24 protein-coding genes are annotated in these 23,429 nt (G+C 65.8%); 13 read left to right on the forward strand and 11 right to left on the reverse strand.

The features are described from left to right. Positions 1–47 precede the first annotated feature (47 nt). From GCN74_RS05485 to GCN74_RS05515, 7 genes are all read right to left on the reverse strand, one after another. Positions 48–926, reverse strand: coding sequence for a peptidase (locus tag GCN74_RS05485; RefSeq protein WP_152255712.1), 879 nt, complete (start codon positions 924–926; stop codon positions 48–50). Between the two features lie 92 nt (positions 927–1,018). Continuing rightward, the gene (locus tag GCN74_RS05490) at positions 1,019–1,828 is read right to left on the reverse strand and encodes a transglutaminase family protein (protein ID WP_152255713.1); all 810 of its coding nucleotides are present in this window, start codon (positions 1,826–1,828) and stop codon (positions 1,019–1,021) included. Beyond that, the gene (locus GCN74_RS05495; RefSeq protein WP_152255714.1) at positions 1,828–2,772 is read right to left on the reverse strand and encodes an alpha-E domain-containing protein; all 945 of its coding nucleotides are present in this window, start codon (positions 2,770–2,772) and stop codon (positions 1,828–1,830) included. Before GCN74_RS05495 ends, GCN74_RS05490 begins: the two co-directional genes overlap by 1 nt. Further along, positions 2,766–4,220: a circularly permuted type 2 ATP-grasp protein gene (locus tag GCN74_RS05500; RefSeq protein ID WP_152255715.1), complete on the reverse strand. Its 1,455-nt coding sequence runs from the start codon at positions 4,218–4,220 to the stop codon at positions 2,766–2,768. The genes GCN74_RS05495 and GCN74_RS05500 overlap by 7 nt, the downstream gene beginning before the upstream one ends. A gap of 128 nt (positions 4,221–4,348) precedes the next feature. Continuing rightward, positions 4,349–5,506 carry a sensor histidine kinase gene (locus tag GCN74_RS05505; protein WP_152255716.1) on the reverse strand — a complete coding sequence of 386 codons (1,158 nt, stop codon included), beginning with the start codon at positions 5,504–5,506 and terminating at the stop codon, positions 4,349–4,351. Between the two features lie 68 nt (positions 5,507–5,574). Further along, positions 5,575–6,450 carry a hypothetical protein gene (locus GCN74_RS05510; RefSeq protein ID WP_152255717.1) on the reverse strand — a complete coding sequence of 292 codons (876 nt, stop codon included), beginning with the start codon at positions 6,448–6,450 and terminating at the stop codon, positions 5,575–5,577. A 103-nt stretch (positions 6,451–6,553) separates the two neighbouring features. Next, on the reverse strand, positions 6,554–8,773 hold the full coding sequence (locus tag GCN74_RS05515) for a TonB-dependent receptor (protein ID WP_152255718.1): 2,220 nt from the start codon (positions 8,771–8,773) through the stop codon (positions 6,554–6,556). Positions 8,774–9,005: 232 nt separating this feature from the next. Between GCN74_RS05515 and GCN74_RS05520 the strand changes: the two genes are divergently transcribed. The 4 genes from GCN74_RS05520 (at position 9,006) to GCN74_RS05535 (ending at position 12,387) form a co-directional block, all read left to right on the forward strand. Further along, a complete protein-coding gene (locus tag GCN74_RS05520; RefSeq protein WP_152255719.1) occupies positions 9,006–9,674 on the forward strand; it encodes a hypothetical protein in 669 nt (222 codons plus the stop codon). 127 nt (positions 9,675–9,801) lie between these two features. Next, on the forward strand, positions 9,802–10,752 hold the full coding sequence (locus GCN74_RS05525) for a 2-hydroxyacid dehydrogenase (RefSeq protein ID WP_152255720.1): 951 nt from the start codon (positions 9,802–9,804) through the stop codon (positions 10,750–10,752). Between the two features lie 127 nt (positions 10,753–10,879). Continuing rightward, entirely contained in the window at positions 10,880–11,137 is a 258-nt protein-coding gene (locus GCN74_RS05530) for a hypothetical protein (protein ID WP_152255721.1), read from the forward strand. A 65-nt stretch (positions 11,138–11,202) separates the two neighbouring features. Beyond that, positions 11,203–12,387: a low temperature requirement protein A gene (locus GCN74_RS05535; protein ID WP_413541528.1), complete on the forward strand. Its 1,185-nt coding sequence runs from the start codon at positions 11,203–11,205 to the stop codon at positions 12,385–12,387. A gap of 13 nt (positions 12,388–12,400) precedes the next feature. On the opposite strand, the gene GCN74_RS05540 is transcribed toward GCN74_RS05535, so the two are convergent. Beyond that, positions 12,401–12,931: a GNAT family N-acetyltransferase gene (locus tag GCN74_RS05540; RefSeq protein ID WP_152255723.1), complete on the reverse strand. Its 531-nt coding sequence runs from the start codon at positions 12,929–12,931 to the stop codon at positions 12,401–12,403. A 106-nt stretch (positions 12,932–13,037) separates the two neighbouring features. Here GCN74_RS05540 and GCN74_RS05545 point away from each other — a divergent pair, with 106 nt between their 5' ends. Continuing rightward, complete coding sequence (locus GCN74_RS05545; RefSeq protein WP_152255724.1) at positions 13,038–13,607, forward strand: helix-turn-helix domain-containing protein; 570 nt, start codon at positions 13,038–13,040, stop codon at positions 13,605–13,607. Between the two features lie 2 nt (positions 13,608–13,609). Here the strand turns inward: GCN74_RS05545 and GCN74_RS05550 are convergent, their stop codons facing one another. Then, entirely contained in the window at positions 13,610–14,506 is an 897-nt protein-coding gene (locus GCN74_RS05550; RefSeq protein ID WP_226938874.1) for a LysR family transcriptional regulator, read from the reverse strand. A 63-nt stretch (positions 14,507–14,569) separates the two neighbouring features. Here GCN74_RS05550 and GCN74_RS05555 point away from each other — a divergent pair, with 63 nt between their 5' ends. The 3 genes from GCN74_RS05555 (at position 14,570) to GCN74_RS05565 (ending at position 18,106) form a co-directional block, all read left to right on the forward strand. Beyond that, on the forward strand, positions 14,570–16,087 hold the full coding sequence (locus GCN74_RS05555; RefSeq protein WP_152255725.1) for an MFS transporter: 1,518 nt from the start codon (positions 14,570–14,572) through the stop codon (positions 16,085–16,087). Positions 16,088–16,179: 92 nt separating this feature from the next. Next, positions 16,180–17,748, forward strand: coding sequence for an EAL domain-containing protein (locus GCN74_RS05560; RefSeq protein ID WP_152255726.1), 1,569 nt, complete (start codon positions 16,180–16,182; stop codon positions 17,746–17,748). A gap of 4 nt (positions 17,749–17,752) precedes the next feature. Beyond that, positions 17,753–18,106: a hypothetical protein gene (locus tag GCN74_RS05565; RefSeq protein WP_152255727.1), complete on the forward strand. Its 354-nt coding sequence runs from the start codon at positions 17,753–17,755 to the stop codon at positions 18,104–18,106. A 3-nt stretch (positions 18,107–18,109) separates the two neighbouring features. Here the strand turns inward: GCN74_RS05565 and GCN74_RS05570 are convergent, their stop codons facing one another. Beyond that, entirely contained in the window at positions 18,110–19,462 is a 1,353-nt protein-coding gene (locus GCN74_RS05570) for a serine hydrolase (protein WP_152255728.1), read from the reverse strand. A 148-nt stretch (positions 19,463–19,610) separates the two neighbouring features. Further along, entirely contained in the window at positions 19,611–20,519 is a 909-nt protein-coding gene (locus tag GCN74_RS05575; RefSeq protein WP_152255729.1) for a VirK/YbjX family protein, read from the reverse strand. 189 nt (positions 20,520–20,708) lie between these two features. Here GCN74_RS05575 and GCN74_RS05580 point away from each other — a divergent pair, with 189 nt between their 5' ends. The 5 genes from GCN74_RS05580 (at position 20,709) to GCN74_RS05600 (ending at position 23,405) form a co-directional block, all read left to right on the forward strand. Next, positions 20,709–21,305 carry a hypothetical protein gene (locus GCN74_RS05580; RefSeq protein WP_152255730.1) on the forward strand — a complete coding sequence of 199 codons (597 nt, stop codon included), beginning with the start codon at positions 20,709–20,711 and terminating at the stop codon, positions 21,303–21,305. A gap of 39 nt (positions 21,306–21,344) precedes the next feature. Then, a complete protein-coding gene (locus tag GCN74_RS05585; protein ID WP_152255731.1) occupies positions 21,345–21,779 on the forward strand; it encodes a DUF1801 domain-containing protein in 435 nt (144 codons plus the stop codon). After that, a complete protein-coding gene (locus GCN74_RS05590) occupies positions 21,776–22,336 on the forward strand; it encodes a hypothetical protein (RefSeq protein WP_152255732.1) in 561 nt (186 codons plus the stop codon). The genes GCN74_RS05585 and GCN74_RS05590 overlap by 4 nt, the downstream gene beginning before the upstream one ends. A gap of 89 nt (positions 22,337–22,425) precedes the next feature. After that, positions 22,426–22,875 (forward strand): GNAT family N-acetyltransferase, encoded by a 450-nt coding sequence (locus GCN74_RS05595; protein ID WP_152255733.1) that lies wholly within the window; start codon positions 22,426–22,428, stop codon positions 22,873–22,875. Continuing rightward, a complete protein-coding gene (locus tag GCN74_RS05600; RefSeq protein ID WP_152255734.1) occupies positions 22,872–23,405 on the forward strand; it encodes a DUF3592 domain-containing protein in 534 nt (177 codons plus the stop codon). Before GCN74_RS05595 ends, GCN74_RS05600 begins: the two co-directional genes overlap by 4 nt. The last annotated feature ends 24 nt before the right edge of the window (positions 23,406–23,429 follow it).

Below are 23,429 nucleotides of genomic sequence, written 5' to 3' on the forward strand. Positions count from 1 at the left end.
GCGGAAAGCGACTTGTCCAGCATCCCGCGCAGCGGGCCTGTCAACGGTCAATGCTGCTTGTCGTCGCTGAACTGCTGCGCCAAGGATTGCAGGGGGGCTACCGTCAGGCCGCCGCGGCTCACGTGTTCGGGTATGGCCACGCGCACGGGCTTGCTGTGCATATTGGTCGATGACAGCACGTTCGTCGTGGTCTCCGGGGCCGCATTCCACACGGGATCGACGATGCCCTCGAACACATGTTTCAATTGCTCGCCCCACGTGTCGCGGATCATGCGGAAATACTGGTTTTTTTCATCGATGGTGACGAAGCGCGTGACGGCCAGGCTGCCCGTCTCGTAGACGAGCAAGTCCAGCGGCAAGCCGACGGAAATATTCGAGCGCAGGGTGGAGTCCATGGAGATCAGCGCGCACTTGGCCGCTTCGTCCAGGCGCGTGAACGGGTTGATGACGCGGTCGATGATGGGCTTGCCGTATTTGGCTTCGCCGATCTGGAAATACGTGTTTTCATCGTGCGATTCGATGAAATTGCCGGCCGAATACACCTGGAACAAGCGGCAGCGCTCGGCGCCTATCTGGCCTCCTAAAATGATGCTGACGTTGAAATCGATGCCGCAGTCGGCCAGCGCCTTTGCTTCGCGCTGGTGCACGGTGCGCACGGCTACGCCCACGATGCGGGCCGCATCGTACATGCTGGCCACGTTCCAGATGCTGCGGCCATCCGCATCCACGTGTTCGGACACGATCTGGCGGATCGCCTGCGAGATCGACAAATTGCCTGCCGTCATCAGCACCAGCATGCGGTCGCCCGGGTTCTCGAACACGCTCATCTTGCGGAAGGTGCCCACCTGATCCACGCCGGCGTTGGTGCGGGAGTCGGACAGGAAGACCAGGCCTTCGTTCAGGCGCATGCCTATGCAATAAGTCATCGTCGTAAATCAAGTCAAAAGGGGGTGCATTCTACACCAGCCGGACCGCGCCACCTGCTGGCAAGGCCCGGCCAGCCTCATTCCTGGCATTGTTACACGGGCACGATCTGCACCTCGACCCGTAAGGTTTCCGTGCCGCCGCCCTGGCGCACGCCGCGCACGGGAGCGGCCGAATCGTAGTCGCGCCCGATGGCCAGGCGGCAATACGCATCCGTCATCAGCCGCGCATGCGTGACGTCGATGCTGACCCAGCCCGCGAAATCCGTGTCTTCCGCCCACGCGTCGACCCAGGCGTGGCTGGCCGCGTGGCCCGTCGTGCCCGGATCGATATAGCCGGACACGTAGCGGGCGGGTATGCCCCAGGCGTGGCAGCAGGCGAGGAACAGATGGGCGTGGTCCTGGCACACGCCGCGCCCCAGGGCCAGCGCGTCGCCGGCCGTGGTGGTGACCATGGTGGCGCCGCTTTCATACGCCACGTGGCCCACGATGTGCTCGGCCAGGCGCAGCAAGTGGCCCGTGCCCGCCGTCACCCGCCGGTCCGGCAGGCTGGCGGCCGTCAGCTCGAGGATGGCGGGATCGGCCTGGGTCAGCGGTGTCGGCATGGTAAACAGCAACGGCGACAGGGTATCGGCCAGGTTCAGCCGTCCCTTGTGCGGGTAGATGGTTTCCACTACGCCGTGCGCCACCAGGCTCAGCGATTGATGGCTGCCATTGATCGTCAGCATGTGCGACAGGTTGCCGTAGGCATCCGTATAGGCGTGGCACCGGCCCGGCGTGGCGATATGCCAGGACAGGGCCCGCTGCTGCGGCTCGCTGCGCGGCGTCAGGTGCAGCTGCTGGATGGTGTAGGCCAGCGGCGCACTGTAGGCGTAATGGGTGGCGTGGCGGATGGTGAGCTGCATCAGGCCGCCAGGGGAACGAGGAAGTCGCGGCTGACCCGGTTGCCCAGGTCATAGATATTTTCCAGAAATTGCGTCAAGGTATGGTGCAAGCCCGCCTTCATGATGTCGTCGATATGGCCGAATTTCAGCTCCGCATGCAGTTTGCCGGCAAACCGCTCCGTATCGGCCGACACGTCGTTGCGGATATGTCTTAAATTTTCCACCACGTCATCCATGCAGGCGAGCAGGGACCTGGGCATGTCGCCGCGCAGCATCAGCAATTCCGCCACCCGTGCCGGCGTGATCACGTCGCGGTAGACCTTGCGGTAGATTTCGAAGCCGGAAACGGAGCGCAGCAGGGCTGCCCAGTAGTAGAAATCGCGCTGGGCGACGTCTTGCGACGTGTCGCGCGCGCCGTGGAACTTCACGTCGAGGATGCGCGCCGTGTTGTCGGCCCGCTCCAGGAAGGTGCCCAGGCGGATGAAGTGGATGGCTTCGTCCTTCAGCATGGTGCCCAGGGTCACGCCGCGCGACAGGTGCGAGCGGTACTTGACCCATTCGAAGAACTGGCTGGGGTCCGTTTCCAGCAGATTGCTTTTCAGGCGCTTCTGCATGTCGAGCCAGGTGGCGTTCTGGATTTCCCACACTTCCGTCGTCAGGGTGCCCCGCACGGCGCGGGCGTTTTCGCGCGCGCCCGTCAGGCAGGCCAGGATGGAGGACGGGTTGTTCGGGTCGCGCACCATGAAGTCGAGCACGTCGCGCGTGTGGAAGCGGCCGTATTTGTGGTCGTACGCGCTTTGCAGCTCGGAAATACCCAGGGTGGCGCGCCAGCCCTGTTCCGCGTCCTGCTCGGACTGGGGCAGCATCGACGTTTGCATGTTGACGTCCAGCATGCGCGCCGTGTTTTCCGCGCGCTCCGTGTAGCGGGCCATCCAGAACAAATGATCGGCAGTACGGCTCAGCATGTTTTTTCTCCTAATTCCGATGATGCGGGTTCCAGCACCCAGGTATCCTTGGTGCCGCCCCCTTGCGAGGAATTGACCACCAGCGAGCCTTCACCGAGGGCCACGCGGGTCAGGCCGCCCGGCACCATGGAAATCGTCTTGCCGGACAGCACGAACGGACGCAGATCGATGTGGCGCGGCGCAATGCCGGCCTCGACATACGTGGGGCAGGCGGACAGGGCGAGTGTCGGCTGGGCGATGTAGCCGCCCGGATTGGCCAGCAGGCGCTGGCGGAAGTCCTCGATCTGCGCCAGGCTGGACGCGGGGCCCACCAGCATGCCATAGCCGCCTGCGCCATGCACTTCCTTGACGACCAGTTTCGCCAGATTCGCCAGCACGTAGGACAGGTCGGCCGGTTTGCGGCACTGGTAGGTGGGCACGTTGTTCAAGATCGGTTCCTGCGACAGGTAGAACTTGATCATGTCGGGCACGAACGGGTAGATGGACTTGTCGTCGGCCACGCCCGTGCCGATGGCGTTCGCCAAGGTCACCCGTCCGGCGCGGTAGACGGACAGCAGGCCCGGCACGCCCAAGGAGGAATCGGAGCGGAAGGCCAGCGGGTCGAGGAAATCGTCGTCGACCCGGCGGTAGATCACGTCCACGCGCTTCGGTCCCCGCGTGGTGCGCATGTACACGGAGTTGTCGTTGACAAACAAGTCCTTGCCTTCCACCAGTTCCACGCCCATCTGCTGGGCCAGGAACGCGTGCTCGAAGTAGGCGGAGTTGTACATGCCGGGCGTCATGACGACGACCGTGGGGTCATCCACGCCCATGGGGGCGACGGAGCGCAGGTTGTCGAGCAGCATGTCCGGATAGTGGTCGACGGGGGCGATGCGGTTGCGGGCGAACAGTTCCGGGAACAAGCGCATCATCATCTTGCGGTCTTCCAGCATGTAGGACACGCCGGAGGGCACCCTTAAATTGTCTTCCAGCACGTAGAATTCGCCCTGGCCCGCGCGCACGATGTCGACGCCCGCGATGTGGGCGTAAATGTCGGAAGCGACGGCGATGCCCTGCATTTCCGGGCGGTACTGGGCATTCCTGTAGATTTGCTCGGCCGGAATGATGCCCGCCTTGATGATGTTTTGCTCATGATATATATCATGGATGAACATGTTCAAGGCTTGCACCCTTTGCACCAGGCCCGTCTGCATCTGCGCCCATTCGGCGGCGGGGATGATGCGGGGGATGGTATCGAAGGGGATCAGGCGTTCCGTGCCGGCATCGTCGCCATACACGGCAAACGTGATGCCGACCCGGCGGAACGTCAGGTCGGCTTCGGCCCGCTTGCGGGCGATGATCTCGGGGGATTGCTGCGCCAGCCAGTTGCTGAATTCACGATAGTGTGCGCGTACCTTGCCGTCCGTACCCACGTCATTTGCAGTCATTTCATTGAAAAAATTTGCCATGTTGTGATGTCCCTTGAGCCGTGTCCGGGTATAGCTCAGCAGGAAGCGTGCCAACAGGGCAGGCGCGAACCGGTATAAATATGACCACTTTTGTGGCGTTGCGCCATCTGTCGCACCGACTTGGTGCGCTAGCTGTCACTGTTGGGGGCGCCAGGGGGCTGGACGAAGGGACGGCAATCGACGGGCACGTCGAAGATGAAGCTGGTGCCCGTTTCCGGCGCGCTGTCGACGGCGATGCTGCCGCCGTGGCTTTCGGCCACATTCTGCACGAAGGGCAGGCCGATGCCCCAGCCGGGCGCGGGGCTGTCGTTCTCGCGGCGCAGGTAGTCGAAGATGCGTTCGGCCTGTTCCGGCGCGATGGCGTGGCCGCCGTTGTGGACGGTAATGAACAGGCGTTCGTGGGTCGCTTCCACGCGCACGCCGATGGGGCCGTCGTCGCCGTACTTGAGGGCATTGCCCAGCAGGTTTTCCAGTGCGCGCCGCAGCGAGTTCTCGCACCACCAGCCCGTGACGGATTGCCCTTGAACATGGCATTTGCCGGGCCGCTGCAGGTTGACCTGGCCAGCCACGGCCTGCACCAGGGGCAGCACGTCGAACCGGCTCAGCGCCAATGGCAGCCGCTGGCCCTGGTGGTAGCTGAGGCTATCGAGCAATTCCTCGATCATGCCATCGAGCCGTTTGCTGTGTTCGGTGATCTTGTGCGCGAGCGCCGCCACCCGTTCCGGCTCCGCCGGCCGCAGCAGCAACTGGGCGCTGGTGCTGATCACGGCCAGCGGGTTGCGCATGTCGTGCGACAGGCCGGCCGCGATGCTGCGCCGGAAGCCTTCGTGCATGCTGGTAAACTCGCGTATCGATTCGCGGATGCCCGAATCGATCGATTCGTTGATCACCTGCCAGTCCTTGCTGCGCAGGGTAATGCCGGCCTCATGCGCGACGGCGGCAAAGCAGTCGCGGAAGATCTGGTATTCCTGGATCACCTGTTCCGGCCCGTAATTGGTCATGCGCGCCCGTTCATTGCCATGCACGGCGGGCACGTTGCTGTTGCTGGCCGCGTTTTCGCGCGGGTGGCCCGGCGTGAGGGCTTCGGCCAGGTTGTCGAAGAAGGCCGGCAAAGTATTGATGAGTATGGGCGTGAGCAACTGGTCCGCGCCCCGTACGCTGGCGCGCACGCGCTGTTCCCATGCACCGAGGACGGCGTCGCGCATGGCAAAGATGCGCTGTGCGCGCTGCAGCGGATGGCGCGCGTATGCCTGGCGACCCGTGTGACGATCAGTGGCAATATTCACCGGAACTCCCTGAGAGGAATGGCTATGCTCCTGATAGTATGCGCCTAATCCGCGGCCGGGGAAACGCCTTATTGCCCAGTATCGGCCTGCCGCAAGGCCGCATGCAGGCGGAAAAGCGCCGCTGACCACTCGCTCAGGGAAAAGTTCTGTGGGTCATCATGACCATTCGCAAAGCCCGTATCGAGCACGGCGTGGAAGGCGGGGATCAGCCACGTGCCCCTGCGCACGCTGGCGGCGATATACAGCAGGGCCAGGCGCTCGTATTGCGCGGGCGTGAAGCCGGGATCGGGCGCCAGGCCGTCGTTGCCCTTGCCGCCGCCGGGCACGGAGTTGCGCGGCTGCACCAGTTCCACGTGCAGGAACAGCCCCGTCAGCGACGGCTTGTCCTTTTCCAGCTTGCTGGCGTAGCCTGGCGTGCCGAAGTCGCGCACTTGCAGGGAGCCGCCCAGGCGGTTCACGTAGACATGGCCTTTCGGCCCGCTACCGAGCGCAGGGTTACGTATATTGAAATCGTTGAAATCCCAGCCGGCATCGTTGATGTGGGCTGGAATGGCGTCGAGCAGGAAATTCGGGTAGCTGGTGTCGTGGATGACGAAATACCGGGCCATGGGCGCCGCCAGCCGGCCCACGGCCCGCGACAGGGGTGCATCGACGGCGCCGCCCACGTCCGCTTCGCTGACCGATTGCTGCGCCAGCCAGGCGCGCAGGCGGGCCGGGGCGATATCCGTGCGCTGGCCGATGCGGGCGGCAAGAAAGTCGGGCAGCGGCGCGGTCTCGCCCAGGCGCGCATACAGCTTCACGGGGCGCAGCAGGCACGTGGCTTGCGCCCGCGCATCGCCCTTGAAGCCGCTTTTCCAGGCCACGTAGGGGCAGGCGGTTTGCTGCTGGGCAGCAGCAAAAGGGGAAGTACAGAGCAATACTAGCAGGGCTGGGAACAGTTTCATGTTGGCATTGTCGCCCAAGCCCGCGTGCTGGCACAGGCGCGCACGCGAAAAAAAAAGCTGCCCCGGGGAAGGAGCAGCTTTGCGGCCAGGCTGGCGGGTGCGCTTAAAACGCCACGCTGCCGGAAACGACGAAGGTGCGCGGCGCAGCCAGGACCAAGCTGCCCGAATCGAACGAGGAGACGGCCGAGGCCCAGTAGCTGCGGTCGGCAACGTTGTCGATACGCGCGCGCAGGGTCACGTCGCGGCCTGCCAGCTGCGTCAGGTAGCGGGCGCCGATATCCACGCGTGTCCAGGATGGCAATTGCTTGGTGTTGGCCAGGTCCGCGTATTGCGTCGAGGTATACACGGTGCGCGCGTTCAGGCTCAAGCCAGGCGTGCCCGGCACGTCCCATTCGCCGCCCACGCTCGCCTGCATCTTTGGCGCGCCGATGGCGTTCTTGCCGTTATTGAGCGGCTTGTCCGTCTTGCGCTGTTCCGTATCGAGCCAGGTCAGGCCGCCCAGCAGGCGCACGCCTGCCACCGGCGTGCCGAAGACGGACAGTTCCAGGCCCTGGTTGCGCTGCTCGCCCGACAGGGTGGCGCGCGTGCCGACGATGGCCGGCAAGGGCTTGGCCGTCGAGAACAGGGCGGCGCTCATGCCCAGCTTGCCGGCGTCATACTTGATGCCGATCTCCTTTTGCCTGGACTTGTACGGTGCAAAGACTTCGCCGTGGTTGCTCACCAGCTGGTCCGTCGTGCCGTCGAAATAGGTGCCGCTGGCCACCGGGCCCTTGACCAGCGCCTCGATATAGTTGGCGTACAGCGAGACTTGCTTGCCGGCCTTGTAGACTATGCCGGCCACGGGCGTGGTGGCGCTCTTGTCATAGGTGGGGCCGGACGGCACGGCCGTGCCGTAGGCATAGCCCGTATCCTTGATCTGCTGGTGGCGCGCGCCCACGGTCAGCAGCAGGCTGTCATCGAGGAAGGCCATGGTGTCTGCCACGGCAAAGCTGCTGAGGATGGTGCGTTGCGTGACTCTTGGGTCGCTCATCGCGCCGCCCGAATTGGCGGCCAGGGTCGGCGGCATGGCCACATCGACGGGGCGGTAGATATTCGTCGGGAAGCCCGCGTAATCGCTGATGGCGTAGGCATTCTTCGCTTCATTCCAGTGGCCGGACCAGCTCGCTACCAGGGTATGCTGGACGGCGCCCGTGCCGAGTTTGCCGCGAACGCCCACTTCGCCCGTACGGATTTCCTGCTTGCGGCCATTGTCGAAACGGTACACGCTGGCGTCGCCATTGCTTGACGTCAATGCCGGTTCGGCCAGGCTGTTCGATTCCTTCGTCGAGCGGCTGCCAAACGCGGCCCACGCTACCACATCCCTGGCCAGGTCGACTTCGGCGCGCGCCGTGCCAAAGACATCGTGTTCCTTCGAGAAACTCCATGGCTGGGCAAAATTCTTCGATGCGTCCGGCGCGCCGGGCAGAGCGGTCACGCGGCCGATGTTGACGGACGGGCGCGGCGCCGTCAGGTCGAAGTTCTGGTAGCCGGCGTCGGCCGACAGGCGGAAGTTGCGGCCGCGATAGTCGAGGCCAACGGAGAACATGCCCACGTCGTGGTCTTCGCGCCCGATGCTGGTCTCTCCCTGGCGCTTGGCGGCATTCACGCGCATGCCGAATTCCCGGTGCTCGCCGAAACGGCGCGCCACGTCGATGGCCGCATAGGCATGGCCGCCCGATTCCACGCCCACCGTCAGTTCCGTCAGCGGCGTGTTGCCGGCGCGCTTGGGCATCAGGTTGATGGCCCCGCCGATGCCGCTGCCGCCAGGCGCCGCGCCGTTCAGGAAGGTGCTGGCGCCACGGAAGACTTCCACCCGTTCAAGCAATTCCGGCGACACGTATTGACGGGGCAGCACGCCATACAGGCCGTTGTACGCCACGTCATCGGAATCGAGCGCGAAACCACGGATCACATACACTTCCTGGAAATTGCCATAACCGCGAGACATGCGCACGGCCGCATCGCTTTGCAGCAAGTCGCCCACGCTGCGCGCCTGCTGGTCGGCGATGAATTGCTGCGTATAACTGGTGTTGCCAAACGGCGTATCCATCATGTCCACGGAGCCGAGGATGCCCATGCGCCCGCCGCGCGCCACTTGCCCGCCCGCATAGGCTTTCGACAAGCCTTCCGCCGACGCATCGGCCGATGCATTCACGACCACCGTGGGCATGGTTTGCGCATCGCCGGCCGGCGCCGCGGAGGTGGCTTGCGCGTGGACGGTGCTGCTGGCCAGCAGGAAGGCGGCCAGGGCGAAAGGAGTAGGGGCGAGGCGGAAGGTGCGCATGGTGTTGTTTGGATATTAATGAGAATGATTATCATTATATTCCAGTGCAGCGCAGCGCGTGGGAAAGCGTGAGAAAGTGGCAAAAATATCGCCATTTGTACAACATCTGGCCCGCCAGGTACTGGAATCTGGCAGAAAAGGGCGCGACACGCGATACCTTGTGGATTTATTAATGCGTATGACCAAGTTTCGTTAAAATGGGCCATCGCGCCCGGCGCCTCCAGGAAACCGCATGTCGTTGCATCGCCACTTACAGTCCGCCTCCAGGCGCATGCAGCGCGGCTTGAGCCTGAAAGGCGCGGCCGTCGCGCTGATCCTGGCCATGCATGCGCTGGGCCTGTATTTCCTGCTGCTGCCGGCGCGGCAGCTCAAACAATACACGGAAGTGGCTTTCCTCACGCTCATGCCGCCCCGGCCGCTGCCGCAGACGCCGCCGATGCCCTTGCCGATGCCCATGCCTGTCCCCATGCCCCGCGCGCGGGCCAGTGCGCCGCCCGCCGTTCCCGACCTGCCTGCCGTGGCGGCGCAAGCGATCACCGTTCCCGAGGAAGCAGCCCCCGCGCCATCGGCGGCGCCGGCCGCGACGGACTTGCGCACGCGCGCCCGGCTGGCGGCGGGCGCCGCCGACAAGGCCCTGCGCGGCGAACGGAAGCAGGAACAGCCGTGGCTGGCCGCAGCCGAGCTCAAAAGCGAAAGCACGTTCCAGAAGCTGGTCGCCTCCGCCTACCGCGGCGGGCCCGTCATCCGCGTGGAAGAATACCTGTCGGCCGACGGCCGGCCGGTGACGCGCATCGTCAGCGCCGGCGGCGCCACCTGCTATGGCATGGATGCGAACCCGGGCGCGGGCGCCGACCCGTCCAGGACGGGCGGCAAGGTAAAACGTGTGCCTTGCCCGGGATAACGTTTCCGCGCAGTACACAGCGCGCAGTACACAGTTTTCACGGCAATTATGGGGCGGCCAGCCCCGGCTGGGTCCCAAATATGCTAAGTTGCGTCTGCAAATCTTGTCGACACGACCCAGGACGCCCATGCTACCCGAACTCCTCATCCTCGCTCCCAGCCCCTCGGCTGCCGTCAACGCGCAGCTGGAACGGCATTACACCTGCCATCACGCGTGGCAGGTGCCGGCCGACGAGCGCCATGCCTGGCTGGCCGAACGGGCGCCGGCCATCCGCGCCGTCGTCACGACGGGCGCGCTGGGCTTGAATGCTGCCGACATGGCCTTGCTGCCCGCGCTGGAAATCATCGCCGTCAATGGCGTTGGCCTCGACGGCGTGGCGCTCGACGAAGCGCGCGCGCGCGGCATCGCCGTCACCACCACGCCGAACGTGCTCACCGACGACGTGGCCGACGTGGCGCTGGGCCTGCTGCTGGCCAGCGCCCGGCACATCGTGGCGTTCGACCGTTTCGTGCGCGATGGCGGCTGGGAACGCCGCGAAGCCATCGCCCCCGCGTCCAGCCTGCGCGGCAAGACGGCCGGCATCTTCGGTTTCGGCCAGATCGGGCAAGCCATCGCGCTGCGCCTGGCCGCCTTCGGCGTCAAGGTGCGCTACTTCCAGCCCCGCGCCATTGCCGGCACCGCCGTGCCGCGCGCGGAATCGCTGCTGGCCCTGGCGCAGGACAGCGATTACCTGTTCGTCTGCGCGCCGGGCACGCCCGCCACGCGCAAGATCGTCGACCGCACGGTGCTCGACGCGCTGGGCCCCCAGGGGACCTTGATCAATATCGCCCGCGGCGCCCTGATCGATGAAGACGCCCTGATTTCCGCCTTGCAGGACGGCCATCTGGGCGCGGCCGGCCTCGACGTGTTCGCGCACGAACCGCGCGTACCAGACGCCTTGCGCGCCTTGCCGAACGTGGTGCTGACGCCGCACGTGGGCAGCCTGACCGTGGAAACGCGTCATGCGATGGGGCAGTTGGTCGTGGATAATCTGCGCGCCCACTTTGCCGGCCTGCCTTTGCCCACCCCCGTGGTTTAGGTCCAGTTTATCGCCAATGTGAGGCCAGGCGCATGCCACCTTCAGCGAATCGCCTCTGGCGCCAGCAAAATGCGTTAGCATCCTATAAATAGCATTTTTATATGATGTTCTGGCGAAAGGAATGGCGATGCATACGATACTGGTGATGGGCGCGGGCTTCGCGCTGCTGGCACTGTGCCTGCTGGTGGGGCGGGGCAGGGGCGCGATGGCGCAGGCGGCCCTGGCGTTCATTCCCCTGTGGCTGCTGGGCGCCGGCGTCAACATGGCGGCGGGCGTGCTGACGGCCGGCTATTCCGTCGCCGAGGAACTACCGATTTTTGCAGTAATTTTTGCCGTGCCAGCCTTGCTGGCCGGTTTTTTGTGGTGGCGTTTACAACGCGCCTGAGCCGCCAGCCCATGGGCAGCACCGCCAGCACGGCCAGGATTGATGATGAAAGAGTAGCTATGGAATTGACAAAATCGCTGTTGCGCAAGCGCGGCGGACAGGACAGCGGCAAGGTGGGCATGATCGAGCTGTTCTTCGACCTTGTGTTCGTATTTGCCGTGACGCAACTGTCGCACGGCTTGCTGGCGCACCTGAGCGCCCTGGGCTGGCTGCAGACGGGCCTGCTGCTGATGGCCGTCTGGTGGGTGTGGATTTTTACTTCGTGGATCACCAACTGGCTCGACCCCGAGCGCATTCCCGTGCGCATCAGCCTGTTCGTCCTGATGCTGGGCGGCCTGATCATGTCCGCCTCGATACCGGAAGCGTTCGGCACGCGGGGCCTGGGCTTCGCGGGCGCCTACGTGGCCATGCAGGTGGGCCGCCCCCTGTTCGCCTGGTGGGCCGTGCGCCACGAAGCGCTGGCGCGCCGCCGCAATTTCCAGCGCATCAGCGTGTGGGCCGTGTTGTCCGGCATCTTCTGGATTGCCGGCGGCCTGGCCGATCCATCCCAGCGCATTTTCTGCTGGGGCCTGGCCCTGGCGATCGACCTGGCCGGCCCGTGGCTGCGCTTTGGCGTGCCGGGCCTGGGCAGTTCGTCGACGGCCGACTGGGATGTCGACGGCGGCCACATGGCCGAGCGCTGCGCGCTGTTCGTCATCATCGCGCTGGGCGAATCGCTGCTGGTGACGGGCGCCACGTTCGCGGGACTGGAATGGACGCCAGGCAACTGGCTGGGCTTTTTGTCGGCGCTGGTCGGCAGCATCGCCATGTGGTGGATTTATTTCGACACGGGCGCCGAGGCGGGCCACCACCGCATCGCCCACTCGAAAGACCCGGGCAGCATCGCCCGCAAGGCCTACACCTACATCCACGTGCTGATCGTGGGCGGGGTGATCGTCAGCGCCGTGGCCGACGAACTGGCCCTCGTGCATCCGGATGAGGCGAGCTTCGCCGGCATCAGCGCCTTGCTGGGCGGTCCGATCCTGTATCTGCTGGGCAATGCGCTGTTCAAATGGGTCAGCAGCGACCGCGCCGCGCCGCCGCTGTCGCACCTGCTGGGCATCCTGATCATCCTGGCGCTGATCCCGATGGCGTACGGCCGTCTGTACGCGCCGCTGACCCTGGCCTGCATCACCAGCTGCGTGCTGGTCCTCGTGGCCGTGTGGGAACACATGGCGCTGCGCCGCCCGCCGCCGGACATCGATCCCTGATTGCCGCGCAAGCTTATCTGGACGGCGCAATGCCGTCCGGATCGCTGCGCGCGTCCAGCGTCAGCTGCAAAAACGCCAGGTCCAGCCAGGCGCCGAACTTGGTGCCCACCTGGGGCAGCAAGCCCACTTCCACGAATCCCAGTTTTTTATGCAGGGCGATGGAGCCGCCATTCCCTGCCTCGATGCCGGCCACCATCACGTGCTTGCCGATGCCGCGCGCCCGCGCGATCAATTCCTGCATCAGGGCCAGCCCGATGCCTGCGCCGCGACAATCCGGGTGCACATACACGGAATGCTCGACCGTATGGCGGAAGCCCTCGAAGGCGCGCCAGTCGCCGAACGAAGCGTAGCCGGCCACGCCGCCCGCCCCGTCGATGGCGACGAGCACGGGGTAGCCGGCCTTTTCGCGGTCCGCCAGCCAGGCGGCGCGGTTGGCCACGTCGACCGTCCGTTCATTCCAGATGGCCAGGGTATGGCTGACGGCATCGTTGTAGATGGCCGTGATTCCTTCGAGGTCGCCCGTCCGGGCATCGCGTATCTGCATGTTGCTCTCCTTGCTAGGCGTCTACTATAATGGACAAATCATAGATTGCCGCCCACGCCTTGTCCAATAAAATCCGAATGGAAGCGGGAATGAAATCCAACAATATATGTCCACGAAACCAGACGAACTGAATCGGCGCATCGGCGCCAGGGTGCGCCTCGAGCGCGAGGGCCTGGGCTGGTCGCTGACGCAGCTGGCGGCCCGTTCGGGCGTGTCGCGCGCGATGGTGCACAAGGTGGAGCGGGGCGATTGCAGCCCCACGGCCACCTTGCTGGCGCGGCTGTCGGGCGCCTTCGGCCTGAGCATGTCCGAACTGATCGCCCGCGCCGAGATGCGCGAAGGGCGTTTGCTGCGCAAGGCGGACCAGCCCGTGTGGACGGACCCGCAGAGCGGCTATGTGCGGCGGCACGTGTCGCCCGCTTCCGACATGCTGCTCGACCTCGTGCACATCAGTTTGCCGCCGGGCGCCGTGGTGGCGATGCCGGCCGCCGCCTATGTGGCGCGGCGCCAGCTGATCTGGTCGCTCAGCGGCAGCCTCGTCTTCATCGAAGGCGATACCCGCCACGTGCTGGACGAGGGCGACTGCCTGGAGCTGGGGCCGCCGGCGGACTGCGTGTTCAGGAATGAAACCTCGGCCGACTGCACCTACGCCGTGGCGGTATTGAAGAGCGCTTGACTTTAACCCAGCGCCGCCGCGCGCAGCTGGGCGATGAAGGCGCGCGCGGCGGGCGCCTGTTCGTGGCGGCGGAAGGCCACGGCGATTTCCGAGCTGATCTGCGGGCCTTCCAGTTCGCGGAATACCACGCCGGGCAATTGCACGCTGGCCATCACGGAGTGGGGCACGATGGCGCAACCCGCGCCCAGCGACACTTCCGTCAGCACGGCCAGCAGGCTGCCCGGACGCGACACCACCTGCGCCGCAAAGCCGCCGCGCCGGCTCGCTTCCAGGGTTCCCAATTCCTGTTCCGGCACGATGAACGCTTGCTGCGCCAGCGCGGCGGGCCCGATCACGTCCAGGCGGGCCAGCGGGCTGTCTGCCTGCACGGCCAGCACGAAGCGGTCGCGCAGCAAGATCACACTGTCCAGTCCGTCCGGCAAGTGCAGGGGCGGGCGCACGAACGCCAGGTCCACGCGGCCCTGGTCCAGCAGGCCGGGCAGGGTATCCATCGCATATTCGCGCGCGCCGATATGGATGCCGGGGTGGCTGGCGCGGAAGCGGGCAAACTGGTCCTGCAGCACGCCCGCATAGGCGGCCGAAGCCACGTAGCCGATTTCCAGCCGTCCCAGTTCGCCCCGGCCCGCCCGCCGCGCCGCTTCCTGCGCCTGCGCCAGCTGCGCCAGCGCGCGCGCGGCTTCGATGACGAACAGCTCGCCGGCCGCCGTCAGGGCCACGGCGCGCTTGCTGCGCTGGAACAGCCGCGTGCCGAGCAAGCTTTCCGTTTCCTGCACCTGCTTGGTCAGCGCGGGCGGCGAAATGCCCAGTTCCGCGGCCGCCCGCGCGAAATGCAGGCTGTGCGCGACGGCCAGCACGCAGCGGAAATGCCGCAATTCCATCGCTTTGTCTGTATTCACCATGGGTAAATTATAAGGCGCTTGCCTTATAACAGGAAATAATACAAGCCTGCTTAAAATACAGGCATGAAAAATACCGACTGGACCTTATATACGTGCTCGGGCGTGTGCGCGCTGATCATGCTCGACACCAACGTGGTGGCCGTCTCGCTGCCGTCGATCGCCCGCTCGCTCAACGCCAGCTTCGTCGACGTGGAATGGGTGGTCAGCGCCTACATGCTGGCGTTCGCCTCGTTCCTGCTGCCGGCCGGCAGCATCGCCGACCGCCTGGGGCGGCGCAGGGTCATGCTGTGCGGTCTGGCCGTGTTCGCGCTGGCCTCCCTGCTGTGCGGCCTGGCGTGGACGCCGTTCGTGCTCAACGTGGCGCGCGCCGTCAAGGGCCTGGGCGCGGCGCTGCTGCTGACCTCCGCCTTGGCCGTCATCGGCCACACGTTTCACGCGGAAAAGGAGAGGGCGCGCGCCTGGTCCGTGTGGGGCGCGGCGATGGGCGTGGCCATGACGGTGGCGCCCCTGCTGGGCGGCCTGATCACGAGCGCCGTCAACTGGCGCTGGATTTTCTATCTGAACCTGCCCGTCGTGGCCATCTTGATGTGGCTGGTGCGCAGGCACGTGGATGAATCAAAAGATGCGTCGAACGCCAGTTTCGATCCGCTGGGCGCGCTGCTGTTTTCGGCCGGCCTGTTCTGCATCATCTGGGGCCTGATCGACGCCAGCGTGGCTGGCTGGTCCAGCCGCGCCACCACGCTGCGCTTTCTGGCCGGCGCCGCGCTGCTGGCCGTGTTCGTGCTGGCGGAACGGCGCCAGCGGGCGCCCATGGTCGATTTGTCCCTGTTCGGCCGCCGCGTGTTTGTCGGCGCCGTGCTGGGCATGTTCGGCTACGCCACCGCCGCGCAGGTGATGATGACGTTTCTGCCCCTGTACCTGCAGAACGCCTTCGGCTTTTCCGCCGTGCTGGCCGGCTGCGCCATGCTGCCGTTTGCCGTCGCCATGGTGGTGCTGTCCCGCCTGGCGCCGCGCGCCATGCGCCATCTGGACGACCGCGGCATCCTGGTGACGGGCTTGCTGATCGTCGCCGCGGGCAACGTGGCCACGGCCCTGGCCGCCGCCAGTTTGCAGTACGGCCTGGTGGCGGCCGGCATGGTCGTCACGGGCGCGGGGGCGGGATTACTCAACGGCACCACGCAAAAGGCCATCCTCGCCTGCATCCCCCGCGAACGCACGGGCATGGGGTCCGGCATCAGCACCACCACGCGCTTTGTCGGCATCGTGCTGGCCGTGGGCGCGCTGGGGGCCGTGCTGGCCATGCGCACGGCCGCCTCGTTCGAGAAACTGGCGTGGCTGCACGGCTTGAAGGCCTCGCCCGAAATGATAGGGCGCATCGTGGCCGGCAACGCGGCCGAAGCGTTCGGCCAGCTGCCGCCCGCCATGCAGGCCGTGGCGCAGGAAGCGGCGCGCCATGCCTTCATCGACGGTTTTGCCAGCGTGCTGTACCTGGCTGGCGGCCTGGCGGCCGTGGTGGCGGCGCTGGTGTTCGTGCTGGCCAGGCCGACGGTACCCGCCGCATCGGCAGCGGGAAAAGTGTAACTGTTCAGCAAGATTCACGTGCGCCGCTTGCACTTGTAATATGATGCCATCAGGAAATACATGGCATTCATATAACTACCGCAGGCAATCACATGCGCAGAAAACGCATCATCATCACCAGCGTGCTGGTGGCCGTCATCGGCGTGGCCGCTCCCCTGAGCCTGGCCTTTTACCTGTCGTCCGTGCGGGCCGAGCAGGGCGAGCAGGAACGCCTGCGCCTGCTGGCCGGCTACGCGCTCGAGCGCGCCCACCGTTCGATCGCCTCGGCCGGGGCCGCCCTGCGCAGCGCCGATGCGCTGGACCTGGCGCCGTGTTCGGAAGCGCACATCCAGCAGCTGCGCCGCATCACCATCACCACGCGCAGCATCGACGATATCGGCTATGTGGAAAACGGTTTTCTCAAATGCACGTCCACGGGCATCGAGGAGGCGCGCATCGCCATCACGCCGCCCGACTTCACCCTGGACAATGGCCTGGGCCTCGATTTCAACCTGCGCCCCGTCGCCAGCGGCGGCAAGCGCATGGTGGGACTGTCCTACCGCGCCTATAAGGTGCTGATCGATCCCGTGCGCTTTTCCGACGTCATCGTCGATAGCGACATCCAGATGGCCGTGGCCATCGGCAAGCGGGGCGTGCTCGACACCCTGCACCATCCGGACCCCGCGCAGGTGCAGGCCTTGCTCGCCGGCCAGCCGGCGGCGGACGCCGTCACGCCCGACGGCAGCATCCATGCGATCCTGTACCGCGACGGCTTGACGGCCGTGATGATCGAGCCGCGCAGCAAGCTGAACGACAGGCTGCGGCGCGAACAGCTGCTGCTCTTGCCGCTGGGCCTGCTGATGGCCGCCTTCATCGTCGGCATTGTCATCTGGCTGTCGCGCCGCCGCCTGTCGCTGATGGGCGAACTGCGCATCGCCATCGACCGGCGCGAATTTTTTGTCCATTATCAGCCCATCATCGCGCTCGACACGGGCGTGTGCGTGGGCGCCGAGGCGCTGATACGCTGGCGCCGTCCCGACGGCAGCATGATACGGCCCGACCTGTTCATCCCCGTGGCCGAGGAGGGCGACCTGATTCTGCCCATCACGGACCAGGTGATCGATTGCGTCATCGCCGACATGCGCAGCGCGCTGCTGGCCGACCGCGACCTGCACATCGCCATCAACCTGTGCGCCAGCGATATCGAGACGGGCCGCGTGCTCGACGTGCTCGAACGGACGCTGGACGGCACGGGCATCGAGGCGCAGCAGATCTGGCTGGAAGCGACGGAGCGGGGCTTCATCAACGTGGAAGCGGCGCGCGCCACCATCGAAAAAGCCCGCGCGCGGGGCCACGCGGTGGCCATCGACGATTTCGGCACGGGATACTCAAGCCTGTCGAGCCTGCAAAACCTGCCGCTCGACGCGCTCAAGATCGACAAGTCCTTCGTCGACACCATCGGCACGGACGCCGCCACCAGCAGCGTCACGCCGCACATCATCGCCATGGCCCGCACCTTGACCATGCTGATCGTGGCCGAAGGCATCGAAACGCAGCAGCAGGCTGATTATCTGCGCGAACGCAAGGTGGAATTCGGCCAGGGCTGGCTGTTTGCCAAGGCGCTGCCGGCCCCGGACTTCCTGGCCTTCTACCGGACGCGCCGCGCGCCGTCCGCATCATGAAATCATGAAACACACGCGCTTTCCTTATCCCTTGCAGCCGCTGCGCGTACCGGGCGGCTGGCACATCACCGTCAACACCCTGTTCGAGGTGGACCCCGGCCCGGACACCATGCAATGGTTCAGCAGCGCATTGCTGCTGTGGGGCAGTTGCCGCGACAGCGGTTACAGCTTCAATTCGCACTTCGAGCCGGAAGACGATCCGCAGGGCGAATTCGTGCTGGAAATGGGCAAGGTGGCATACGACCGCCACGGCAACGCCGTCAAGGACAGCGAGGTGTTCCTGGGCGAGTTCCGCACGCGCAGCAAGGCGGCGTTTGTCGCACGGGTCGAGCAGTTCATGCAAGACCCGGCAGCCTGAACGCTACGGCTTGCGCGGCAAGACCACGTCCTGCCCGCCCTGCGTGAGCACGGCGCTGACGATCTTGCCCGTGGCGTCGCGCGTAAACGCCAGTTCCGCATCGATGGCGCGGAAGAAAAACTGGTCTTTCGCGCTGGCAAACACGGGTGCCGACCCCACGCCCGTGCCGGCCGCTTCCAGGCCAGCCTTGCCCAGGGTGACGCTGAGCGTGAATTCGGCCCCCGACGGATATTCGCCCACGTACTCGGCCAATGCCGCGCGCGGCACCTCGATGGCCGCCAGCGGCTTTTTCAGGGGCGGCAAGGGCGTGCCGGGCAGCAGCGCGGACAAGCCCAGGGCGTCGACGGTGCGCGCCGTGTTCGTCAGCACCACCACGCCCCGCTTGCCATCCGTGGTAAAGGCCGCATAGCTGGTGTAGCCGCCCGTCTGGCCGCTGTGCCAGGCATAGCTGTGTCCGTGCTGCTGCTCCAGCAGCCAGGCCAGGCCGACTTTCGTGTCGCTGCCGGGCGCCAGCGGGCGCCGCGGTTTTACCGCCAGCGCATAGGGGCGCAGCGGCTTGAACATGTACGCTTGCAAGTAGGCAACCATGTCGCGCGCGCTCGAATACACGCCGCCGGCCGGCGCCACCACGTTCAGATCCCAGGCCGGCGTTGCTTCGCCTGTCAGCAGATGGCCCGGCGCCAGGCGCGCCAGCATGCCGTGGCTGGGCTGGTTCGAGGTGGAACGCATGCCCAGCGGCACGGCGATGCGCGACTGCAGCAGGGCCTCGTAGCTGGTGCCTGCCTGCGCGGCCAGGGCCGTGCCCAGCACGGCATAGCCGATATTCGAGTAGTCGAAGGCGCCGCCCGGCGCGCGCGGCAGGTGGTAGGCGGCGAGAAACTGCCGCTGCTTCGCTTCCGTGTAATCGGCGTACGGATTGGCCGGGTCTTTCGGCGCGAAGTTGTCGGGCAGGCGGGGCAGCGCGGAATAATGCGTGGCCAGGTCCAGCATGCTGATCGTCTTGCCGTCGAAGGCGGGCACTTTATAGCTGGGCAATAATGTCGCCACCGGTTCGTCGAGCTTCACCTTGCCATCGACGACGGCGTGGGCCAGCAGCAAGCCCGTCATGGTCTTGGTGACGGAACCGATCTGGTAGACGGTGTCGGCGCCCGGCTTGGCATTCTTGCCTGCATGCACGCTGCCAAAACCGTAGACGGCGCTGTTCTTGCCTTCGATGACGGCGATGACTATGCTCGGGTGCAAGCCCGTGCGCGTGAGTTCTTCGGCCCGCCGGCGCACGGCGTCGTCGAGGACGGGGGCGGCCAGCGCGGCGCTGCCGAGGAGGCAAAGGGGGAGGAGAGCGAGGCGTGGTGTCATGGGAACCTGTCAAGTGATGAGGGAAAAGGCAAGTTCACGCCAGCCCCCGGATAAAGTGGCTGGGATGAATGCCGAGCATAGGCGCGCAACATGAAGGTTGTCTGAGTTTTTTACCATTCTTGTTCTGGCGCAAGGCGTCGCGCCGGCCTCAGGCGCCAGCGGCCGGCATTTCCAGCAAGCGGGCCAGCTGCGCGCGCATGTCGCTGGCCATGCATTGCAGTAATTCGCCGCGGCGGCGCGCATCGGCGCGCTTCTTTGACGGCACCCCGGCCAGGTCGGGCGCCCGGTAGGCGGCGCAGGGCAAGTGATAGTTCCCGTTGGGCATGCGCTGCGCATGCAATTCCTGCCACGCCTGATCGTAATCGGCGGCAATATGGCGGCGCCGGCGCGCATTCAGGGCGATGCGGTTGTCATTGCTGATCAAAAACAGGTTGTTACAGGCGAAAAAATCGCCGAAATCGCGCAGGGCCGCGACCATCAGGTTTTTCGGCCGGCAACCGTGCAAGGCCCGCGTGGCCGCCTTCACGGCTTGGGCGCCCGCGTCCGAACGCAAGCCTTGCAGCGCGCCCAGCTGCAAGGACACGCCATCGGCGCGCGGCAGGAACAGGAAGCTGGCCAGGTACAGGGGCTGGCCGTCGCACGTGAGGCGCAGGCACAGTTCGCCTTCGCGGTAGCTGTCGTGGATGGCCGTCAGCTGCAGGCGGTACAGCGCCCCGTCCTTGCCTTCGAACGCGGCCAGCACCAGGGGCTGGCGCGCGGCCCGTTCGACCAGGGTCCGCGCGCCCGCCTGCCACAGGAAACGGTAGTGTCCTTCCAGCAAGGCCAAACGGTCCGCGCAGCCCAGCTGGCGGGAGGCGTAAGGGCGGTATATCTTGAAGCGCAGGCAGGGATGCAGCTGCGCCAGCGAGTGCAAGCCTGGCATGCTGCCCAGGAACGCTTGCCAGCGCGTGCGCTGGCGGGGAAAGAAGAGGGCGCCCAGCGCCGCTTTCAAGCGGTGGCCGCTGGCGGGGTGCGGCACGGCGGCACCGTGGTGCAGGGATAAAGCGATGTCATTCATGATTCAGCCGGAAAATGGCAGGCGCTGCACAATGAGAGCCTTGCCAATTTGAATGCTACGCGGGCCAGGTGAATTTCATATTAAGAAGCCATGCACATGGGCATTTAGAGGATGGCAACTAAACATTTGCCTTCTTGCAATATGGACGCTTATGCTCGCGGCAACTTCACTCGATGACCGCCCCCATTCATGCTTCACCGCCATTTGCTTGCCATTCCCCTGCTTGCCGCCGCGCTGGGCGCCCAGGCGCAAGAGCGCGCGAGCGACCCCTTGGGACCGTTGGCGCAATGCATCAACCGCAGCGAGTTCCGGTTCAGGCAGCAGGACCGCTTGCCCGCGCACGCGACGACGCGCAGCGTCAGGCTGGCGACGGGCGAGGCGCAGGTATCGACGGCCGATGGCTACCGGCTGATGTTGTTCCGCAAGAGCAGCTTGCCTCTGGTGAACCTGAAAATCGAACGCAGCGCCGCAGGCCGCTTTGCCGCCGACCGCGACGCCATCGTGGCGCAAATGGGGGGAATGGCCGCCAAAGGCAAGCTGCCGCTGGAAACGGACGCGCGCGATGGCGTGGAAGTGCTAGGATTGAATAGCGCCAGTATCGCGCACACGCCGGGCATCCTCAGTCTGTACTCGCTGCTGCACGCCGCCAGTGGCACGGTGGCCACCGCCTATATACTGAACCAGCCTGGCGATCCGCTCGACTTTGCGACGGATGCGCAATACCATGCACTGCGCATGCAATTGATTGCCTCGCTTGTACGCTGCATGGCCGATCCCGCACCGTAAGGCAGGCGCACACGGGCACCAGGAAAGGAGATCGCCGCCATGAAAAAAACAGAACCAGACACGCAGTCCGACGCCGCCGCGGTGAGCGCCGAGTCCGCCGCTCGCCTGATCGACGCGAAAATCGCCGCGCTGGCCGACTGGCGCGGGAAAACGCTGGCCACGGTGCGCGCGCTGATCCGCCAGGCGGACCCGGACGTGGTGGAAGAAGTCAAATGGCGCGGCGTGCCCGTGTGGTCGCATGCGGGCATGATTTGCACGGGAGAAACCTATAAACTGGCCGTCAAGCTGACCTTCGCCAAGGGTGCCGCCTTGCCCGATCCGGACGGCCTGTTCAACTCCAGCCTGGATGGCAACACGCGCCGGGCCATCGACCTGCACGAAGGCGAGCATCTCGACACTGCCGCGTTCAAGGCGCTGATACGCGCCGCCGTGGCCCTGAATACGGCGCCCAAGGCAAAGCGGACGAGCACGTGAGACATTATCTGTATCTGTGGCACGACCCGGCCGAGCGCATGCTTGTCGCTTCCGGCATCGAATTCAAGGATTTTATTCCCGCCCTGGGCGAGGCGGGCGGCATCGTGCTGCGCAAGGGGAGCGCCGGCACGCCCAGGAAGCCTGCCCCTTGCCAGGCGCTGGCGCAGCAGCAACTGCCGGCCCTGGCGCAGGAAGACCTGTACGCTTGCGGCAGCCATGCCTGGGCCGACTGGCGGGGCGCGGCGCCGCCGCCCCTGGATGGGGACGTGGCCGCGGCGCTCGCCTACCGCGCCGCGCCGTCGCAGCGCACGGGGCTGGCCCCCTTGCAAAACCGCTTCCTCGCCTTTGCCCACGACGACGGCTGGTACCTGAAGCTGTTCTATGCGGCATGGGACGATGCGGCGGCCTTTCTTGCCGGCGCCATCCCGCCAGCGCTGGGCACGCCCGATCTGGCTGCGCTGGCTCAGGGGAGCGACGGCTACTGGCTGCAAGACGGCGCCGTCCACGTGGAACTGAAAACCCACGATATCGACAGCGTGCTGAACCGCCGTTTGTGACCGTATAATGGCATTCCGATAACTGATACGCGCCTGCCCATGCTTCGTCTTCATTTCGCCACGGCATCGCCTCACTTGCGCGCCGCCGCATGATGCCGGCCACGGTACGTCCATTTGCGCAGGCGGACACGCCTTGCTGCACCGCCATCCTGGCGCTGGCGGGGCGCGACACCTTCGGCCCCGTCGCCAACGCCGCAGCGTTCACGGCAGCAACGCAAGGCGAAGAAATCCTCGTTGCCGAGCGTGACGGCATCGTCGCCGGCTTTGCGGCCGTGCATACGGGCGACGCGCCCGACTATTTCCTGCATCATTTGTACGTGCACCCGGCGCACAGCGGACAGGGCATCGGTGCGCAGCTGCTGGCGGCCGTGGCGGCGCGCTTCGGCCCCCGCCTGAGCCTGAAGACGCAGCTGGGCAATACGGGCGCCCGGCGTTTCTATGCGCGCGCGGGCTGGGTCGAAGACGCCGGCGACGGCGGCGTGGACATCCTCGGCGCGTGGATCAGGGTGCGCTACCGTGCCGCACCGCCTGTGCGATGAAAGGCCCTGGCGCGATCGACCCCGCCCTGGCGAGGATGATGGGCTGCTTCCTGATCCTGCTCGCTCTTCCCACCGCGTATTTTTCCTTCTGGCGCGCCTATGACAAGCTGGCGTCTCCCGCCTGGCCCGTGACCGGCGCCGAGATCGTGCGCAGCAGCATGTATCAGCGCACGGGCAAGTCGCAGGACTGGTGCGTCAAACTCAGCTACCGCTACAGCGTCGATGGCAAGGCCTGCCGCAGTTCGCGCATCGGCGTCTCGCGGATCGGCAACGCCGGCTGTCACCGCGACCAGGCTGTCACTGCCTGGCGCCTGGCCAGCATGGCGCCAGGCGCGCACATCCGCGTGCATTACCGGCCGCGTGATCCCAGCGATACGGCCGTGTTCCTCGCGGGCCTCGATTTCCTCGACTATTTCGGCCTTGCGCTGGGGGTGCTGCTGTTCGTGCTGGGCGTATCGGAAGCGCGCAAGCAAGCGCCGCCAGCGGGGGCCGCTTTGCCAGACGTGGCATCCATGGCCGCGCGGTTGTAGTTTTTCTCGAGCGGCGCGCCGGCC

This window comes from Janthinobacterium sp. FT14W (genome assembly GCF_009208755.1).
In the GTDB taxonomy this organism is placed as follows: Bacteria; Pseudomonadota; Gammaproteobacteria; order Burkholderiales; family Burkholderiaceae_D; genus Janthinobacterium; species Janthinobacterium violaceinigrum.

What these genes read in the sequence shown, in the direction of transcription:
- GCN74_RS05595 (WP_152255733.1), top strand. Translation starts at nt 22,426, where the DNA reads ATGATGCCGGCCACGGTACGTCCATTTGCGCAGGCGGACACGCCTTGC.
- GCN74_RS05555 (WP_152255725.1), top strand. Translation starts at nt 14,570, where the DNA reads ATGAAAAATACCGACTGGACCTTATATACGTGCTCGGGCGTGTGCGCG.
- GCN74_RS05490 (WP_152255713.1), bottom strand. Translation starts at nt 1,828, where the DNA reads ATGCAGCTCACCATCCGCCACGCCACCCATTACGCCTACAGTGCGCCG.
- GCN74_RS05565 (WP_152255727.1), top strand. Translation starts at nt 17,753, where the DNA reads ATGAAACACACGCGCTTTCCTTATCCCTTGCAGCCGCTGCGCGTACCG.
- GCN74_RS05600 (WP_152255734.1), top strand. Translation starts at nt 22,872, where the DNA reads ATGAAAGGCCCTGGCGCGATCGACCCCGCCCTGGCGAGGATGATGGGC.
- GCN74_RS05540 (WP_152255723.1), bottom strand. Translation starts at nt 12,931, where the DNA reads ATGCAGATACGCGATGCCCGGACGGGCGACCTCGAAGGAATCACGGCC.
- GCN74_RS05550 (WP_226938874.1), bottom strand. Translation starts at nt 14,506, where the DNA reads ATGGTGAATACAGACAAAGCGATGGAATTGCGGCATTTCCGCTGCGTG.
- GCN74_RS05570 (WP_152255728.1), bottom strand. Translation starts at nt 19,462, where the DNA reads ATGACACCACGCCTCGCTCTCCTCCCCCTTTGCCTCCTCGGCAGCGCC.
- GCN74_RS05580 (WP_152255730.1), top strand. Translation starts at nt 20,709, where the DNA reads ATGCTTCACCGCCATTTGCTTGCCATTCCCCTGCTTGCCGCCGCGCTG.
- GCN74_RS05515 (WP_152255718.1), bottom strand. Translation starts at nt 8,773, where the DNA reads ATGCGCACCTTCCGCCTCGCCCCTACTCCTTTCGCCCTGGCCGCCTTC.
- GCN74_RS05500 (WP_152255715.1), bottom strand. Translation starts at nt 4,220, where the DNA reads ATGGCAAATTTTTTCAATGAAATGACTGCAAATGACGTGGGTACGGAC.
- GCN74_RS05560 (WP_152255726.1), top strand. Translation starts at nt 16,180, where the DNA reads ATGCGCAGAAAACGCATCATCATCACCAGCGTGCTGGTGGCCGTCATC.
- GCN74_RS05545 (WP_152255724.1), top strand. Translation starts at nt 13,038, where the DNA reads ATGTCCACGAAACCAGACGAACTGAATCGGCGCATCGGCGCCAGGGTG.
- GCN74_RS05575 (WP_152255729.1), bottom strand. Translation starts at nt 20,519, where the DNA reads ATGAATGACATCGCTTTATCCCTGCACCACGGTGCCGCCGTGCCGCAC.
- GCN74_RS05495 (WP_152255714.1), bottom strand. Translation starts at nt 2,772, where the DNA reads ATGCTGAGCCGTACTGCCGATCATTTGTTCTGGATGGCCCGCTACACG.
- GCN74_RS05585 (WP_152255731.1), top strand. Translation starts at nt 21,345, where the DNA reads ATGAAAAAAACAGAACCAGACACGCAGTCCGACGCCGCCGCGGTGAGC.
- GCN74_RS05520 (WP_152255719.1), top strand. Translation starts at nt 9,006, where the DNA reads ATGTCGTTGCATCGCCACTTACAGTCCGCCTCCAGGCGCATGCAGCGC.
- GCN74_RS05485 (WP_152255712.1), bottom strand. Translation starts at nt 926, where the DNA reads ATGACTTATTGCATAGGCATGCGCCTGAACGAAGGCCTGGTCTTCCTG.
- GCN74_RS05530 (WP_152255721.1), top strand. Translation starts at nt 10,880, where the DNA reads ATGCATACGATACTGGTGATGGGCGCGGGCTTCGCGCTGCTGGCACTG.
- GCN74_RS05510 (WP_152255717.1), bottom strand. Translation starts at nt 6,450, where the DNA reads ATGAAACTGTTCCCAGCCCTGCTAGTATTGCTCTGTACTTCCCCTTTT.
- GCN74_RS05525 (WP_152255720.1), top strand. Translation starts at nt 9,802, where the DNA reads ATGCTACCCGAACTCCTCATCCTCGCTCCCAGCCCCTCGGCTGCCGTC.